The organism is Limnoraphis robusta CS-951, from assembly GCF_000972705.2.
Genome location: NZ_LATL02000055.1, coordinates 1 through 15,337 on the forward strand (window position 1 = coordinate 1; position 15,337 = coordinate 15,337).

At 42.2% G+C, this 15,337-nt stretch carries 14 protein-coding genes; 11 read left to right on the forward strand and 3 right to left on the reverse strand.

Going from position 1 to position 15,337, the window contains the following annotated elements:
- The first annotated feature begins 33 nt into the window (after positions 1 to 33).
- From WN50_RS04235 to WN50_RS04255, 5 genes are all read left to right on the forward strand, one after another.
- Complete coding sequence (locus tag WN50_RS04235; RefSeq protein WP_152964701.1) at positions 34 to 549, forward strand: hypothetical protein; 516 nt, start codon at positions 34 to 36, stop codon at positions 547 to 549.
- Entirely contained in the window at positions 542 to 799 is a 258-nt protein-coding gene (locus WN50_RS04240; protein ID WP_049558029.1) for a hypothetical protein, read from the forward strand. The genes WN50_RS04235 and WN50_RS04240 overlap by 8 nt, the downstream gene beginning before the upstream one ends.
- Positions 790 to 1,218 (forward strand): hypothetical protein, encoded by a 429-nt coding sequence (locus WN50_RS04245; RefSeq protein WP_046281485.1) that lies wholly within the window; start codon positions 790 to 792, stop codon positions 1,216 to 1,218. Before WN50_RS04240 ends, WN50_RS04245 begins: the two co-directional genes overlap by 10 nt.
- A 111-nt stretch (positions 1,219 to 1,329) precedes the next feature.
- Positions 1,330 to 1,704, forward strand: coding sequence for a hypothetical protein (locus tag WN50_RS04250; protein ID WP_046281637.1), 375 nt, complete (start codon positions 1,330 to 1,332; stop codon positions 1,702 to 1,704).
- A gap of 7 nt (positions 1,705 to 1,711) precedes the next feature.
- Positions 1,712 to 2,038, forward strand: coding sequence for a hypothetical protein (locus WN50_RS04255; RefSeq protein ID WP_049558031.1), 327 nt, complete (start codon positions 1,712 to 1,714; stop codon positions 2,036 to 2,038).
- Positions 2,039 to 2,199: 161 nt separating this feature from the next.
- On the opposite strand, the gene WN50_RS36845 is transcribed toward WN50_RS04255, so the two are convergent.
- Positions 2,200 to 2,328, reverse strand: a complete 129-nt coding sequence (locus WN50_RS36845; RefSeq protein WP_281062693.1) for a hypothetical protein — start codon at positions 2,326 to 2,328, stop codon at positions 2,200 to 2,202.
- A gap of 142 nt (positions 2,329 to 2,470) precedes the next feature.
- On the opposite strand from WN50_RS36845, the gene WN50_RS04260 reads away from it, so the two are divergent.
- The 3 genes from WN50_RS04260 to WN50_RS04270 all read left to right on the forward strand — a co-directional run bounded on the left by WN50_RS04260 (position 2,471) and on the right by WN50_RS04270 (position 7,132).
- Positions 2,471 to 2,767, forward strand: a complete 297-nt coding sequence (locus tag WN50_RS04260) for a hypothetical protein (RefSeq protein ID WP_046281947.1) — start codon at positions 2,471 to 2,473, stop codon at positions 2,765 to 2,767.
- A gap of 566 nt (positions 2,768 to 3,333) precedes the next feature.
- The gene (locus tag WN50_RS04265; RefSeq protein ID WP_046281948.1) at positions 3,334 to 5,931 is read left to right on the forward strand and encodes a virulence-associated E family protein; all 2,598 of its coding nucleotides are present in this window, start codon (positions 3,334 to 3,336) and stop codon (positions 5,929 to 5,931) included.
- 25 nt (positions 5,932 to 5,956) lie between these two features.
- On the forward strand, positions 5,957 to 7,132 hold the full coding sequence (locus WN50_RS04270; RefSeq protein WP_046281949.1) for a site-specific integrase: 1,176 nt from the start codon (positions 5,957 to 5,959) through the stop codon (positions 7,130 to 7,132).
- Between the two features lie 518 nt (positions 7,133 to 7,650).
- Here the strand turns inward: WN50_RS04270 and WN50_RS04275 are convergent.
- Positions 7,651 to 8,859, reverse strand: a complete 1,209-nt coding sequence (locus WN50_RS04275) for a site-specific integrase (protein WP_049558035.1) — start codon at positions 8,857 to 8,859, stop codon at positions 7,651 to 7,653.
- Positions 8,860 to 9,085: 226 nt separating this feature from the next.
- Positions 9,086 to 10,660, reverse strand: coding sequence for a tetratricopeptide repeat protein (locus tag WN50_RS04280; protein WP_053221430.1), 1,575 nt, complete (start codon positions 10,658 to 10,660; stop codon positions 9,086 to 9,088).
- Between the two features lie 150 nt (positions 10,661 to 10,810).
- On the opposite strand from WN50_RS04280, the gene cofH reads away from it, so the two are divergent.
- The 3 genes from cofH (at position 10,811) to WN50_RS04295 (ending at position 15,232) form a co-directional block, all read left to right on the forward strand.
- Positions 10,811 to 11,959 carry a 7,8-didemethyl-8-hydroxy-5-deazariboflavin synthase subunit CofH gene (cofH, locus tag WN50_RS04285; protein WP_046281950.1) on the forward strand — a complete coding sequence of 383 codons (1,149 nt, stop codon included), beginning with the start codon at positions 10,811 to 10,813 and terminating at the stop codon, positions 11,957 to 11,959.
- Positions 11,960 to 12,182: 223 nt separating this feature from the next.
- A complete protein-coding gene (locus WN50_RS04290; RefSeq protein ID WP_046278658.1) occupies positions 12,183 to 13,694 on the forward strand; it encodes a DUF2079 domain-containing protein in 1,512 nt (503 codons plus the stop codon).
- Between the two features lie 38 nt (positions 13,695 to 13,732).
- Positions 13,733 to 15,232, forward strand: coding sequence for a DUF2079 domain-containing protein (locus WN50_RS04295; RefSeq protein WP_049558038.1), 1,500 nt, complete (start codon positions 13,733 to 13,735; stop codon positions 15,230 to 15,232).
- Positions 15,233 to 15,337: the final 105 nt, after the last annotated feature.

Here is a 15,337-nt window from a genome sequence, read left to right on the forward strand (position 1 = left end):
AAAGTTTCGGCAATCGTTAAGGAGATTGATTAGATGTTTGGACTAGGTAAGAAACAGAACAAGTCAATCGGTTCACAGTCCATGAGTGAAGCTGAAAGCATTCTCCAGAGTGCCAACACAGCGCCCCCAATCAGCAACAATCAGTACAACTTTGCTGAACACTACCGAGGAAATTTCACCGGGATTGAACGCCTCACACCAGAGGAAGTAGAAGCCGCCAAACTGCAAGCCAAAGACCTGAAAGAACAAGTCACCTTACAACGGGGAAAGTTCAGCGCTGATACCGACAGTTTGGAGTCCGTTAAACGCATCTACAAGTCAGAGGAAAGTCACAAACGTCAACGACTGGGAAAAATCCTGGATGCACGGGATGGCGAGATTAAAACCGGAGAATATCTCAACGGTAAACTCAAACCCGGACTGCATGAACAGAACCAACGGCTATCACTTTCTGAAGTCAAAGGAGAGGCATTAATCGGACGCATTGATGAACGGTTCCAACTGCGACGGGAAAAGGTCAATCAGCTAAAGGAAACGCTCTATGCTTAGTACCCGGTACGCTGACTTAATAGCCCTCAGTTTGGCATCATTTAATATTGCCTTACTGGTAGCCCGATTGATTCAGCCCAACCTGATTTGGTGGCAGTGGGTGCTAGTAGTTTTACTACTCGCAAAAACCATCATTATTGGCGGTTTACTGGTCTACTATGCCGAGTCAAACAAGAGCAGATTTCATCAGGTTAAAACTGCTTTTGTGGTGATTGCAGCAATCACAGGAGTGAACCTAGCATGGCTCTAATCTCCATCCCTGAAAGGATTGATAGACGGGTTAGTTTCTGGCTTGGTTGTGCCGGACTGTTATCTGTTCTCTCGTTGTCACCAAAGCTTGACATTCTATGGAAGACAGTCGCATCCTCAACCGCTCTTGGATGTAGTATCCTAGCCTACGACACCAACCACAAAAACAAACCCATCGCCATCAGTGAACGGCAACGGGTAGACAGTGAATTAAACGTGTTGACCGATTTTATCACAGCTCAGGAAACAAGTCAGACTGAAGAAATCCAGTATGATTTGTTAACCCAGATTGAGCAATTCTTCAACAGAGGCAATCGACAGTCAGAACCGACAGTTGAACAGTCATCTGTAGTGGAGGCGTCACCAGTTCTCTCAGAAGTGATTGAACCAAAGTTGGTAGACGAACACGACAACAACTAAGCAGTTTATAGGGGTGATTTACACCCCTAATTTGCTTTAAAAACCACACTGATTATTTGGAGGTTGAATGATGTTTGTTCACGTTGATTGTAATGAAAGAGGTATTGAACAATGAGAGATATTAATCAAATTTCAGATGACACAGATTGGCCCTACCATATTGTTGGTCAATGCGTACTTCTCATCAGTGAACTCAACGGAAAATTGAGTAAAGTTTTGATTTCAGAAGAAGCCTGCTTGAAGAATCAGGAAACCAATCAGCAAATACTTGATCTTGTCGCCTACATCATCAACAATTGCGTAATCATCAAAAAAGAGCTGATTGTGAAGCCTGAGCCGTCATGTTTTGATGACTTCTTTGATTATGATGAGGACTATTACCTTAATCAAACTTTTGGAGAAACGAAAAAGGAAATCAAGGAACTGTTTAAGCAGCTTCCCTCGGACTTGCGTGATGACATCTTAAGGGAATTGCAATCTGTATAAAACAGCTATGTTTTCACAACAACAGTTTTGGGACTGGGTAGAAAACAATATTGCAGATGCTTTAGGCTACCCAGTCTTTTCTATTGGTCAAGAAGTTTTGTTTGAACGCTTTGGTCAAATTGTTTTAGGTGAAATTGAGTCCTATGTGATTGGTGTTGAAGAGGACAGTGAAACTTCTCTCCAATATTGGCTCTGTTTTGACGGGGAAACTTGGGGAAACTGTTACTCACACGAAGAACTGCTCAAGCTCAACCCGATCGCAAACAATCTACCCCGCTCTAGGAGATACCATGACCGCCAAAATCCGACTGACTGCAACGGAACAAGAGATTGAGAACTGGAAAGCCTTCTTTGACCTCCTAGCCCGTGCTAACGTCATCCAATTGTTACAGGTCTCTGACAATTACAACAACAGGGGAGAGAGCCAATATCAACGGGCTTACCTTGAGGCTGAGTTAAAGATTGATGTGAACTCAGTTAAGAGCCGATTTGAGGTCAGGTTAACGGGTAGAGAGGATGTTTGAGTCGCCAGTGAGAACACTTCTCAATCCCGACCAGTCCTGATGTAGCGGCTTCAGTTAGGTCAATGATCACAGGAATCAGCCTTTCATTATAACCGTGCATAACGCATTACTCCAGTGACGTAGAGCTTAACTCTATAACAACAGTATATAACTCTGTAGCAGAATTTCTGCTTACACCAAACACGACTAACGCGCTACTATACAAGGCTATCCATTTTTATCGGCAGTAGAAACCAATCAACATGGAAGTACAAGGCAAAAAAATTAGCATTGCAGCCTATGGGCTACTGAGGTTTTTGGAAGAACAACCACAACCCTTTAACTGGAGTTCAGTCAAACCGTGTATGCAGCCCGATAGCTCTTACAAAATCCGTAGCCTGATCGGTGAGTTGAAAGACGCTAAACTGCTAACCTGCAAGCAGCTCATACACGGCAATAGCTTCGGCGAGATGGTGTACTGGACGTATCAATATACCGGGAAGGACATTGAATCATCCCCCGGACGTGTAATTCCAGGCAAAGGTAGTAAAGCTTCTTAGCTTGGTCTGGAGTTATTAAAAACTCTGGGGAAAACTCTGCTTCAGGCTTTTCACTGCCTTTTTTCTTGTTTTGACGATATTTCTTACTCATACATCTTCCCTCTCGGTCTGGTTTGTTGTATGCTGGTCAAAAAGAAATAGTAAAAGACGGTTGACAGAGAGAGCTTGCGATACTCGCGAGAGTAGCTTAACGCACACAGTAATTTTGTAAGTCCATAATAGTGGTTTAAATTACATAGGTTCTCTATTCGTGAGTACATAGTAACTACCACCGGGTAGCTTGTAGCGGTAGAGAAATCCGGCGAGCTAGGAGCGTAACGAACTCCGAGGAATGGGATATCCAAATAGTCCCCATCAGTTGACACCTAACCGTCTTTTTGACCAGCAAAGTCAAACCCATCACTCTGCGCTTCTGATTTGAGAGAGATGGGCTAAAAATTTGCTGAGTTTAATTATACAATGAATTATCCCATAACAAGACTTAAAAAGCAATGTAACGACACAGCCTTTAAGTCGTTCATCGGAAAAACTGTAAACTTTCCAACAACTAAAGGAGGTAATCGCTAATGTTTACCTCCGAGTTTGATATCCGCAAATACTTAGGCAAGCTAGAACCTGCCAAGGAAAAAGGTAAGTATCATTGCCCTGCCTGTGATAGCCACAATCTTAGCATTGATCAGAAGACTAGAAAATATCAGTGCTGGACTTGTGGAGATACCAGGCTGATTGCTAAAATCCTGACGGCAGATGAGAGAGAACGCCGCGACTATTCTAACGGCTACTCCTATCGCCCTAGTTCACCCCCTAAACCAACTATTGAACTGGCAAGACTACCCGAACCGCCTAAAATTCCTCAACCCATCACCAAAGGCAATCAAGTTATCACCGTCTATCCCTACGCACCTGGACAGGAAGTGAGACGCCTTGAGCAGTTTGAGGGAAGTCAGCGACTTGGTAAAAAAGTCCTACCCTATCACCAGCAAGACACCGAGATGGTATTAGGTAAGGGTGACTTACCCTGGAATGCTTACCGGATTGACGAGGCAATCCGTCATGGTAAGGGTAAATGGGTGTTAGGCGTTGAGGGTGAAAAATGCGTTGAGGTAGCCCGTCAGAATCAGATTGTGACGATCACCTGGCAAGGGGGAAGCTGGACGCTTGATGACATCCTAGCTGACCTGCTGACACTCAAACGCTCAGGAGTTAAAGGATTTCTCTACCTTCCAGACCATGATGAAGCCGGAACCAATAAAGCAGAGAAAGTCATCAAAGCAGCCCAACAGATAGACTTTCCCATTGCGGTCATTAACCCGGTTGATCTGTGGTCAGAGATGCCAGAAAAAGGTGATATTGCTGACTGGATTGAGCAAGTTGAACTGACACCCGACCAACGAGTTAAACAGTTAGAAAAGACTGCAAAACTCATCACTCCACAACCACAAAATCAACCCTTAGAGCTACCAGACAAGAACGTTAGAGCCAAAGACAATAAAGCCATTAAAATAGCAATGGAGCGCGACAGAGCAAGACAAGTAATAGGTAATCAATTGAGGTTCAATGAACGTACTAGAGAAATTGAGCTGTTTAGTGAAGAATTAGGCATCAAAGGAGAACGTTTTTATCTAGACTTTCTAGAAGATGATATCTCCGAATACTTTGGGATAACAATTGACGCGAAAGATAAAACCGTTGAGGGGATTATCCGAAAACTGGCTAAAGAGAATGCCTACGACCCTGTAAGGGATTATTTAGACCAATGCGCTCAACAATACAGCGACACAAAAATCTTAGACAACCTGGCAGAAAACTTGCTTGGTACGGATGAACCCATACATCAAATAATTTTCAAAAAGACGCTTGTTGGTGCAGTGGCGAGAGTTTATGACCCCGGATGCAAATGTGAATCCGTGACAATTTTGCAGAGTCCTCGTCAGGGAATTAACAAGTCAAGAACTTGGGAAACGTTGTTTGGACGAGAATACTTCTGCGACAACGTAGGAGACATTTCAAACAAAGATGAAGTAGCAAAACTACACCGCGTCTGGGGCTGTGAATGGAGCGAGTTTGAAAGCATTACCAGCAAGAAAGATGTGGGAAAAATCAAGTCATTTCTCTCAACGTCAGTTGATTTAATCCGTGAACCTTACGGACGTAAATGTGAACCCATACCCAGACGGGCTATCATTGTCGGAACCACAAACACAGACGACTTTCTACGGGATGATACAGGCAGCCGGAGATTCAATATTATTGAGGTCAACAAACCAGAAATTGACATTGACTGGCTCAAAGAACACCGCGATCAGATTTGGGCTGCTGCTGTTCATCTCTATCGTCAAGGGGAAATTTGGTGGTTGACCGCATCTGAGCAGAAGCAATCCAACGAGATCAATGAAGACTTCAGAGATGAATTGCCCCTGGAACAAGAAATCCTAAATCTGCTCTCTGATAAAAATGAAGTCACTATAGACTGGATACTCAAAAATATTCAATCTGTTGATACGACCCGAGTCAATGACCAGGCGACCATATCAAGAATCATCACCAAAGTGCTAAAGCGGGAACGCTGGAGTAGAACGAGGCTGTCTGAGAACGGTAAAAGGCCTAGAGCTTGGCGCCGACCTAATACTGATCCACTCCATACCAGTGATCCACCTCTAGGTGATCCACTAGAAAAAGAAGTGGATCACCTTAAAAACCCCTCTAGCAAAGCAATTCAGGATACTGATCCACCTGATCCACTAAAAATCAACGTTTCACAAAAACCAAACATCTCAAATACACAACCATCACCTGAACCGATCCAGACTCAAATCCAGAAAAGCCTCTATGAAACTTTGCTAGAAGGTGTACGTTTCAGTCAGAAAGAGTTCTTCAGTCGCTTCCCAGATAATCCAGAGGAAGTAGAGACATTCCTCAAAAAAATTGAAGGAATAGGTCGGATTTATCGCAAGGATGGCTACATTCACCCCATGAGCAAGCCCAAGTTAGACCCAAAAGACAGAGTTGCGATTGTGGGTGGGCAGTTCAAAGGTCGCTACGGCTCTGTTGAAAAATACAACGGATTAAACAAAAGTCAAATCCATACCTACATTGTCCTAATGGACTTGGGTTATAAAACTGAACCTTTGATATTGCCAGAAAACGAGCTTAAACGGATTTAACCGTCAGAGATACAACAAACAATTAATGAACAACTCATCCAAACGCCGCAAGGGTAAGGTTGGGGTGTCGCCTTACAACGGAGTTTTACGGCTATCAATCCCCCGTTATCTGTGTGAAGGACAACGGAGATATTTGTACCTGAACCTACAAGACACCCCCGATAACCGCAAGTTTGCAGAAGCCAAAGCTAAACAGATTGAAGCTGATATTCTCTACGAGCGCTTTGACCCAACTCTTGAACGCTATCGCCCACAAAAAACAGTCATTCCTGAACAGAAACCCAGTAAAGAAACCCTAGTAAAACTCTATGAACAATACATAGAAATTAGGCGTTCAAGCGTCCGACCGGGAACATGGAGAGGTAATTATCTGGTTATATTGGGTCACATTCAACGATCGCCTTTTGCAAATACTGACCCCAACTTAGAAAGCACTGGTTATGCTCAAAAGATGCTGGACTGGGGAAGTCAAACCCTTTCGGGTGACACTTGCAGGCGCTTAATGGTTCAGCTCAACGCCTGCTTAAAGTGGGCTGTTGAATCTAAGCGAGTCAAACTGAACCGTTCACCCTTTGAAGGAATGGCAGGGAAAGCCAGGAAGCGGATCAAGAAATCAGAGGATGAGGAAACTGATATTAATCCATTCACCAGTCTTGAGCGAGACGCCATCATAGAAGCTTTTAGAACCCGCTCACAACAGCCTCATTATTACTATTACGTTGCCTTCTGTTTTTATGTTGGCTGTAGACCGAGTGAAGCGATCGCCTTGACCTGGAATGACATCTCAGACGACCTGAGCAAAATCACTTTCAGAAATGCCATAGTAGCGGGTGTTGGAGGAAGGGAAAAATGCAACGGACTCAAAACCCAGAGTAAGCGGGTGTTTCCCTGCAACAATCAAGTCCAAAATCTACTTAGAGAAATCCAATCAACCCGTCAATCCAGTCAAGGCTTGGTATTAACCTCAACCAAAGGAAAAGTATTTAGTACAACCTCATTTCGCCAAGTATGGGTCAAAGTGCTTGACAACTTAAAAATTGAGTACCGGAAACCATACCAGACCAGACACACATTTATTACCCTTTGTCTAGAAGCGGGCGTAGATGCAAAAGATATAGGCAAGTGGGTAGGTAATAGCGCTGAAATAATCTACCAGAACTATGCAGGCCACAGAAGCGAATTATCTGTCCCTGAACTTTGAGTACGTCATCAAATAGTCACTTTTGGAGCGAAACTGGAGCGAATTCTAATCACACCCAGAGAATTTTGACTTCTGAAAGCCTTATACAATAATGGATTGAAGGCAAAAGAAAGCACCGACTTGAAATCGAGTAGGAGTTAATAGCTTCTCGTGGGTTCAAATCCCACCCTCTCCGTTTGACAGGGGTTACAGCCTGTCAAAACGAAAAACAGAATTCTACTCTATAGCTCTATAGAGTCAATTTATAGTGCGTTTATAGTGCAAACAAACTATATAACAAAAATTATGTTTAAAGTAATGGTTAAATGCGAAGATGAGGTGTTGGTATAAATCATAAAAACTGAATATGAAAAAATTGAAAACTGGCTTGATATTATAAGAAAATTAAGGAGAAGGGAGATATTATCAAGGGAAGAATTTCATAGTGATTCTTACTTAACTAAGGTTAGTTAAGACAAAAAAAGGCTTCTGTCTAAGAATAGAAGCCTTTTCTGATTATTCACACAATGTCAATTGTCTTATAGAGTAGGAACTGTTAACATTCTTACGTTGACACCCGCATAATGTTTGTGAATAATATTCACTGAGTTGCCAACTAATTTAGCCAAGTCTTTAACAGGCATTCCTGACTCAAGGCAAAGTGTGATGAATGTATGTCTGGTACAATACGGTTTGCGATAAGCTATATTTAACGCGGCTAAAGTAGGTCTCCAAATCTTAGGACGGAAATAACCAGACGGATTAACAGGACAACCCATGAGTGATGTAAACACTAAATTATCACTATTGGTTGCTTGTTTTTTCTGTTCAATTAAAATCTGCCTGAGCTGTTCATTAATTGGGAAAAGTCGTTTTTCCTCTGTTTTTAACCCTTGAACAGTGACACGTCCACCCTTACCGTCAACTATTTCTTTATTGAAGTTGATGTGTGTGCAATTAGGTGTGATATCATCCCAAGTTAACGCCCTAACCTCGCCAGGTCTCGCACCTGTATAAAAACAGAATGCGGTGTAACCGTAATAAATACAACCTTTACTATCTTGTTTAAGATAGTTTAAAATCCTATCCCTTTCTTTTGCTGTAAATGCCAAGTTAGTCCAGTTTTCATCGGTCTTTCTTTGTTTCGCTTCAAACTGTTTCTCTATTTCAGAAAAGGGTGATTTTTTGAGTTTTAATTTACCTAACTTAATCCCCCAGTCGAAACAGGCGTTAAGTTGAACTATCAACCGCTTACCCGTCCCGATTGTGAGGGTTTGACTCGCCCAATCAGCAATTTTTTGGGCGTAGCTAACGTCAGACACATCCAAGACGTTAATATCAAAGTAAGGTGATTTTTTGATGTGGGAAAGGTTAACCAAGTATCCGTTCTTATAAGTTCCTGGTCTAACCCTTCCCTTTTTTGACTCAGTATAATCGCTATAAAGACTACCCAAGCTGTAAACCTCGATAATGCTAGGTGGGTTTAATACCGCTACAGACTTGAGAACACGATAACGGTCTAATGTTGGGTCAACACGTTCATAGAGTATGTCAGACTCCAGTAGTGCTGCTTTAGCTAAAGCTACTTTTCTGTTCTCAGGATTATCAATTAAACCTAAGCTCAAAAAACTGCCAGGCTTACCTGACACAGACTTAGGAACGGTAAGCCTGAGTTTACCTCTTGAACTTGATACACCTACCTTACCCCGATACTTCCCCTGCTTTTGAGTAACTGAACTTGATGTCATCTCAAAACCTTCTAAAGCTACAGTACAGCATGATTATAGCCTATCTATAGTGCATTTATAGAGCAATTTCTGATTTTAAATTGACATGAATTTTATAATGCCTGCTCTATAAAGGTTACAGATTTTAATATGACTCGAGTTTAACTCGAGTGTGCCGAAAGGTACCGGGAGTTAAAATCTCCCCCTCTCCGTTCTTTTAGACAATACAACTTAAACACTAGAACCTTTATGGAGTCTGTTGACTTTGTTTTTGTTCAACAGACTCGATACTTTGACGAGCGGCTTGTTCTCCTTCGGTGTCTCCGGCTTCTTTCAGCAGCACTAACGCTTCGCGGAAACTATTAAGAGCTTGAGAATAGTCTCCCAAATTTTCGTACACTTCGCCAATATGATTCAGTGTTTTACCAATATCGGCTTTTTTGCCAACTTCCTGACGAATTTTTAAGGCTTGTTGGTAAGAAGCCAAAGCCTGAGAATAGTCACCCAAACCTTCATAAGCTTCTCCAATACTGTTGAGTGTTGCTCCGATTTTCGGTTTATTTTCTAGTTCTTGATACAAGGATAATGCTTGCTGATGGGTTTGTACCGCCTGTTGATATTGGCTTTGTTTGTAGTAGGCATTACCGAGTTGATCGAGAGCATTACCCAGTTTTTCACGATCTTCACCCGCTTTCGTGAGTTCAACAGCTTGCTGATAGGCTTTCAACGCATTCTCAGGTTGTTCAAGTGTTTCATAAATGGTACCCATCAAGCCATAAACCCTCGCCGCATTTTCTCTATCTTCGATGATTTCGAGTAAACCCACCGCTTGCTGAAGATGAACTAACGCCTGAGAATTATCTCCAAGTTGCTGATAGATATAACCCATATTACTCAACAATCGTCCAACCCCGGCTTGATCGCCAATTTTACGACGTAAAGCTAAAGCTTGCTGATAAACTCCAATAGCTTTCTCCGTGTCACCGCGACTAAAATAGAGTGCGCCCAAATTATTCAAGGTACGACTTTGATCGCGCAAATCTCCAACCTGTTCACGATAAGTTCTCGCTTCTTCATAATATTCGAGTGCTTGTTCAAATTCACCCTGACGAGTATAAACTGAAGCAATATTATGCAGAGATTCTCCAATATTTTCCGGATCTTGAATCGACTGAGCAATTTTCAAGGCATCTAGATGTAACTTTAAAGCCTCTGAGAGTTTATCTGTATTACTGTAGACAAACCCCAATAAATTCAAGCTGCGACTCACACCTCGATTGACTTCATTACTATTAGAACTTTGCTGACGATAAAGCGTGAGAGCTTTTTGTATCGCTTTCTCAGCCTCTACATTGTCGCCCATATTCGCATAAACATCACCCAAATAATTGAGCGTCGCTGCAACTTCTAGGGGATTATTTTGGTTTTGGCGAATTTCTAATACTTGTTTAAACGTTTCTAGGGATTCACTAAATAATCCCTGGCGAAATTGTTCGACTCCCTTTTCAAATAATTGTTCAGGATCAGACGAAGAATTATTGCGATCGCCAGGTTTCACGGTCGAGTTTGGACTCTCTGGGGTAGCTTCTCTAGAAGCGGGAGAATTCCTCTGACTTGGAGAGTCTTCCGTCACTCGAGGAGAAGGGGTTTGGGCGAGAACCCTAGAACTTGAACCCTGATAAAAATCTAAGACAAAAATCAGAGTAAAAACCCAACTCAGACTCAAAAATTTAAACGTTAAAACCCGAAAACGTTTGTTAGCCTTCTGAGAATTTGAATGTAAATTCAACATCGGTTTCAAGGGATTGAAAAATGAGTGCATATTTTTAACTCAAAATTGAACACCAAAATCCTAATCATAATTTATACTACAAGCAGGTTTAGAGAAAGGGTTCACACCGGAATTGAAGTATGAGCTTTTTCTCCAAACCCGCCTCAGATGATGCAACTTCCTATAGATGTTGGCTTTTTCATGCTTACTCAAACCATTGATGCTATTTTAAACCGTGCTGTTGCCCGAGAGGATCTTTCAGTAACAGAAGCCGTCGTCTTACTCCAACAAACCGATCCTGCGATCATAACAATCATCCGGGAGATTAGCGACAAGTTACGCCATCAACAAGCAGGAGATACCGTCACCTACGTCATTAACCGCAATATCAACTTTACGAATATTTGTGAACAGCATTGTAATTTTTGTGCCTTTCGGCGAGATGAGGGAGAAGACGGTGCCTTTTGGTTAGATACTGCTCAAATTTTAGAAAAAACAACGGCAGCCGTTGAACGAGGGGCGACCGAAATTTGTATGCAGGGGGGACTCAACCTCAAGGCGAAAGTTAACGGTGCATCTCTGCCCTATTATCTCAAATTAATTGCAACCATTAAACAAACCTTCCCTCAGTTGCACCTTCACGCCTTCTCGCCCCAAGAAGTACAATTCATCGCCCGTGAAGACCATCTCCGCTATGATGTCGTTATTGGCGCCCTGCGAGATGCTGGAGTAGACTCCATGCCAGGAACCGCCGCAGAAGTTCTTGATGATCGCGTGCGTCGGGTGATTTGTCCCGAAAAAATTAACAGCGCGACTTGGCTAGAAATCGTTGAAACCGCCCATCGTTTAGGAGTTCCGACAACCAGTACAATTCTTTGTGGTCATATTGAAACCCCGCAACAGCAGATCGAACATTTGCAACAATTGCGATCGCTGCAACAAACCGCGATTGACCGCAATTATCCCGCCCGCATTACTGAATTTATCGCGTTGCCGTTTGTCGGTCAAGAAGCCCCCGCTTCCCTGCGACGCCGAGTAGGACGTGATCAACCTGTTTTAAAGGATAGTTTATTACTCACCGCAGTCGCCCGGATTTTCCTCGGAAATTGGATTTTGAACCATCAACCCAGTTGGGTCAAACTCGGACTTGCAGGGGCGACAGAAGCCCTGAAATGGGGCTGTAATGATATTGGCGGTACACTCATGGAAGAACATATTACCACGATGGCCGGCGCCGTTGGTGGGACTTGTATGGAACCGGAAACCTTACAACAAGCGATTTCTTCCATCGGGCGCCCCTTTCAACAGCGAGATACCCTTTACAGTCATCTCAGTTATGCACTGTTGTAGGGGCGGGTTCCGAACAGATCCAGGCTTCCCACAAGTAACTGATGTAAACCCGCCCCGAAAGTGATCCTCTGTAAGACGGGCGGGTTTAGAAAGGTTATTGATCAGAAATATACATTTTTGACCTCACCCGCCCCTACAATACTGTTCACTGTTCCCTCTGAGTCGTTAATCTTGTACGATCAATCGGACATTGCGCCGTAAATTACAGACGGATTGAACCTGAATGCAGATATCGCCTGAATCTTCTTCCTCAAAAAAACCTCAAAATTGGCTTCCTCCTTCACCTGTCATCTCGATGATCGTCAGTGCGATCGCCATTTTCTGGATTTGTAGTAGCCTGCGACACCTGCTGTTTCAATCCACTGGCTATGATTTGGGCATTTACGATCAAGTGATTTATTTGATCAGTCAAGGAAAGCCTGCGGTTTCCTCAATTTTGGGTTTTCATCACCTGGGAAATCATGGGGCATGGGCGGTGTATCCTCTAGGATTGTTATACAAAATCTATCCCAGTGTCTACCTGTTGCTGCTAGTTCAAGCGATCGTCCTGGCGTTAGGAATTTGGCCGACTTGGAGTTTAGCACGTCTGGCGGGGTTGAGTGAACGGTTATCGCTGGCGATCGCAGCAATATACATCCTCTATCCGGTTGTTTTTAATATTAACCTGTTTGACTTTCACCCTGAAGTCATGGCACTTCCCGCCCTTTTAGCCGCCGTTTTAGCGGCGAGGTTACAAAAAACTTTTGGGTTTTGTCTGGCGATCCTTTGGGTATTAGGATGTAAAGCGGTGTTGTCCTTAACGATAGTGGCGTTGGGGTTTTGGCTGTTAATCTTTGAAAAACGGCGAATTTGTGGGGCGATCGCACTGGGTTTAGGAATGGCTTGGTTTATCACAGTGACTCAGGTGATTATCCCTAACTTTAGTGGGCGAGAAGTCGAAGGGGTTTGGCGTTACACTTATTTAGGCGACTCGGTTTTAGAAATTCTCGTTAATCTTATATTGAAACCCGATTTAGTATTAGGACGATTGATTTCACTCTCAACCTTAGATTACCTCTATCAACTGTTTTTTCCCGTGATTTGGTGGCTATCTCCCCGTTATTTAACCTCTTTAATTCCCGCCCTTCCGACGATCGCGATTAATAGCTTATCTGATGTTTCCTTTCAACGGAGTCTCGCCTATCAATATTCTATTCCCGTTCTTCCTTTTCTGTTGCTGACCGTTATTTCTAGCTTAGAACATCATGCTTCTAATCTCGGAACCCTGATCGCTAAAATCTGGAAAAAAATCAGAAAACCAGAAGATTTACAAGCCTCTGGAAGTTTCCTTTATTCTAGCAAACTCCCTCAATTGATTATCCTCTGGTCATTCATTGTTTTCCTGATGTTTGGGAAATATGGTCGGTTTTGGATTTATTTTAATCGACTCGATACCTGGACAGCAACTCGAGAAGCCGTTACCCAAATTCAATCCCAAGGAAATCTGTTAACAGATAATCAACTCGCCCCTCATTTTACCCATCGTCCTGTCCTCAAATTGTTAAGTCAAGTTTCACCCGATTATAATTTAACTGAATTTGATTATATCATTTTAAATTTACGTCATCCTTGGCCGGATACAGCAGAAATCGGTGAAAATCTCGCCAACCAACTCACCCGTGATCCTCGGTTTCAGTCTCTTTATCAACGGGATGATGTGGTGGTGTTTCAACGGACAACAAATTCTCTCAATTAAACCTCCCTGAAAATGCAGAATATCAATTTTCCGATGAGATGAAAAAGTTGCCATTTCCCCAAATAAAACGATGGAGATGGAGATCATTCAAACTACATCCTCTGGGTGGAATGATTGCGATCGCATCGATGATTTTCTTTGTTTGTAGTAGCTTACGTCATGCTTTATTTCAGTCTACTGCATTTGAACTTGGTATTTATGATCAAATTGTTTATCTGATCAGTCAGGGAAAACCCCCGATTTCTTCTTTCTTAGAAATTCATCATATGGGAAATCATGCGGCTTGGGTGATGTATATCATTGCTCTATTTTACCGCATTTATCCTTCTGTTCATTGGTTACTGTTTATTCAAGCTATTTCTCTGGCGTTAGGGGCTTGGCCAACTTGGGGACTAGCCCGACAAGCGGGGTTAAACCGATCTTTATCTTTAGCAATAGCGGGAGTCTATTTATTATATCCGGTTGTCTTTAATATTAATCTCTTTGATTTTCATCCCGAAGTGATGGCGTTACCTGTATTTTTAGCCGCTATTTTAGCCGCAAACTTAAATCAAATCGGTTGGTTTTGTATTGCGATCATCTGGATTTTAGGCTGTAAAGATGCTTTGGCTTTAACCGTCGCTGCGATGGGAAGTTGGCTATTTTTCTTTGAAAAGAAACGACTCTGTGGGGCGATCGCACTTGGGGCGGGAGTCGGTTGGTTTATCATTGTTATTCAAGGAATTATTCCCTATTTTAAAGCAGGTTTAGGCCCCGGTGGAGTGGGACGTTACACCTATTTAGGCAACTCCGTATTAGAAATTATTATTAATATTATCATTAAACCTCGACTGGTTTTAGACCGTTTTTTTTCTTTAAAAACCCTTGAATATATCACCTTATTTTTCTCGCCTGTTGTTTGGTGGTTGTCGCCCCGACATTTAACCCCTCTGATTAGTGCTTTACCTGCATTAACGAAGAATATTCTCTCAGAAATTGATGCCCAACGCGACTTAATTCATCAATATTCTATCCCGATTTTACCTTTTTTGATTGTCGCCATGATTTCCAGTTTAGCCCATTCTGAACAATATTTAGGCCAATGGATTTTGAGTCTTTGGCATCGTCAACACTTGACTTTAAAACTTGTACAACAAAAAAATATATTACATAAATTAATTATTGTTTGGTCTTTAATCTCTTTTTTAAGTTTAGCAAAATTTGGTTATTTTTGGTCTATCTATCTCCAAGAAATCGATACTTGGAAAGCTAATCATCTAGCCACAAATCTTATTAAAACGACTCCAGGATCAGTCTTGACCACTGCTAATTTAGCCCCTCATCTTACCCATCGTCCGGTTGTGAAATTTACCAATGTTGATGCACCTCCAACCGATCTAATTCAATTTGATTATGTGCTTTTAAATGTTAGACATCCCGGTTGGAAAAGTAACTCAAAATTTGCCCAAAATCTTGTTGATAAACTACAAGAATTACCCCAATTTAAATTAATATATTCTCAAGATGATGTCTATCTATTTGAAAAAATAAATCCTTAAAATTATTAATGAAAAATTAAAAATAGGTAGGGTGCATCCAAGCCATTACCATTGTTAGACCGGGAAAAGCTATGATGATTTGACACACCCTACTGATACTGAGAA

Excerpts from the sequence above, each read along its gene's own strand:
- WN50_RS04240 (WP_049558029.1), top strand. The coding sequence starts at position 542 with ATGCTTAGTACCCGGTACGCTGACTTAATAGCCCTCAGTTTGGCATCA.
- WN50_RS04270 (WP_046281949.1), top strand. The coding sequence starts at position 5,957 with ATGAACAACTCATCCAAACGCCGCAAGGGTAAGGTTGGGGTGTCGCCT.
- WN50_RS04265 (WP_046281948.1), top strand. The coding sequence starts at position 3,334 with ATGTTTACCTCCGAGTTTGATATCCGCAAATACTTAGGCAAGCTAGAA.
- cofH (WP_046281950.1), top strand. The coding sequence starts at position 10,811 with ATGCTTACTCAAACCATTGATGCTATTTTAAACCGTGCTGTTGCCCGA.
- WN50_RS36845 (WP_281062693.1), bottom strand. The coding sequence starts at position 2,328 with ATGCACGGTTATAATGAAAGGCTGATTCCTGTGATCATTGACCTAACT.
- WN50_RS04245 (WP_046281485.1), top strand. The coding sequence starts at position 790 with ATGGCTCTAATCTCCATCCCTGAAAGGATTGATAGACGGGTTAGTTTC.
- WN50_RS04255 (WP_049558031.1), top strand. The coding sequence starts at position 1,712 with ATGTTTTCACAACAACAGTTTTGGGACTGGGTAGAAAACAATATTGCA.
- WN50_RS04280 (WP_053221430.1), bottom strand. The coding sequence starts at position 10,660 with ATGCACTCATTTTTCAATCCCTTGAAACCGATGTTGAATTTACATTCA.
- WN50_RS04295 (WP_049558038.1), top strand. The coding sequence starts at position 13,733 with ATGAAAAAGTTGCCATTTCCCCAAATAAAACGATGGAGATGGAGATCA.
- WN50_RS04250 (WP_046281637.1), top strand. The coding sequence starts at position 1,330 with ATGAGAGATATTAATCAAATTTCAGATGACACAGATTGGCCCTACCAT.
- WN50_RS04260 (WP_046281947.1), top strand. The coding sequence starts at position 2,471 with ATGGAAGTACAAGGCAAAAAAATTAGCATTGCAGCCTATGGGCTACTG.
- WN50_RS04235 (WP_152964701.1), top strand. The coding sequence starts at position 34 with ATGTTTGGACTAGGTAAGAAACAGAACAAGTCAATCGGTTCACAGTCC.
- WN50_RS04275 (WP_049558035.1), bottom strand. The coding sequence starts at position 8,859 with ATGACATCAAGTTCAGTTACTCAAAAGCAGGGGAAGTATCGGGGTAAG.
- WN50_RS04290 (WP_046278658.1), top strand. The coding sequence starts at position 12,183 with ATGCAGATATCGCCTGAATCTTCTTCCTCAAAAAAACCTCAAAATTGG.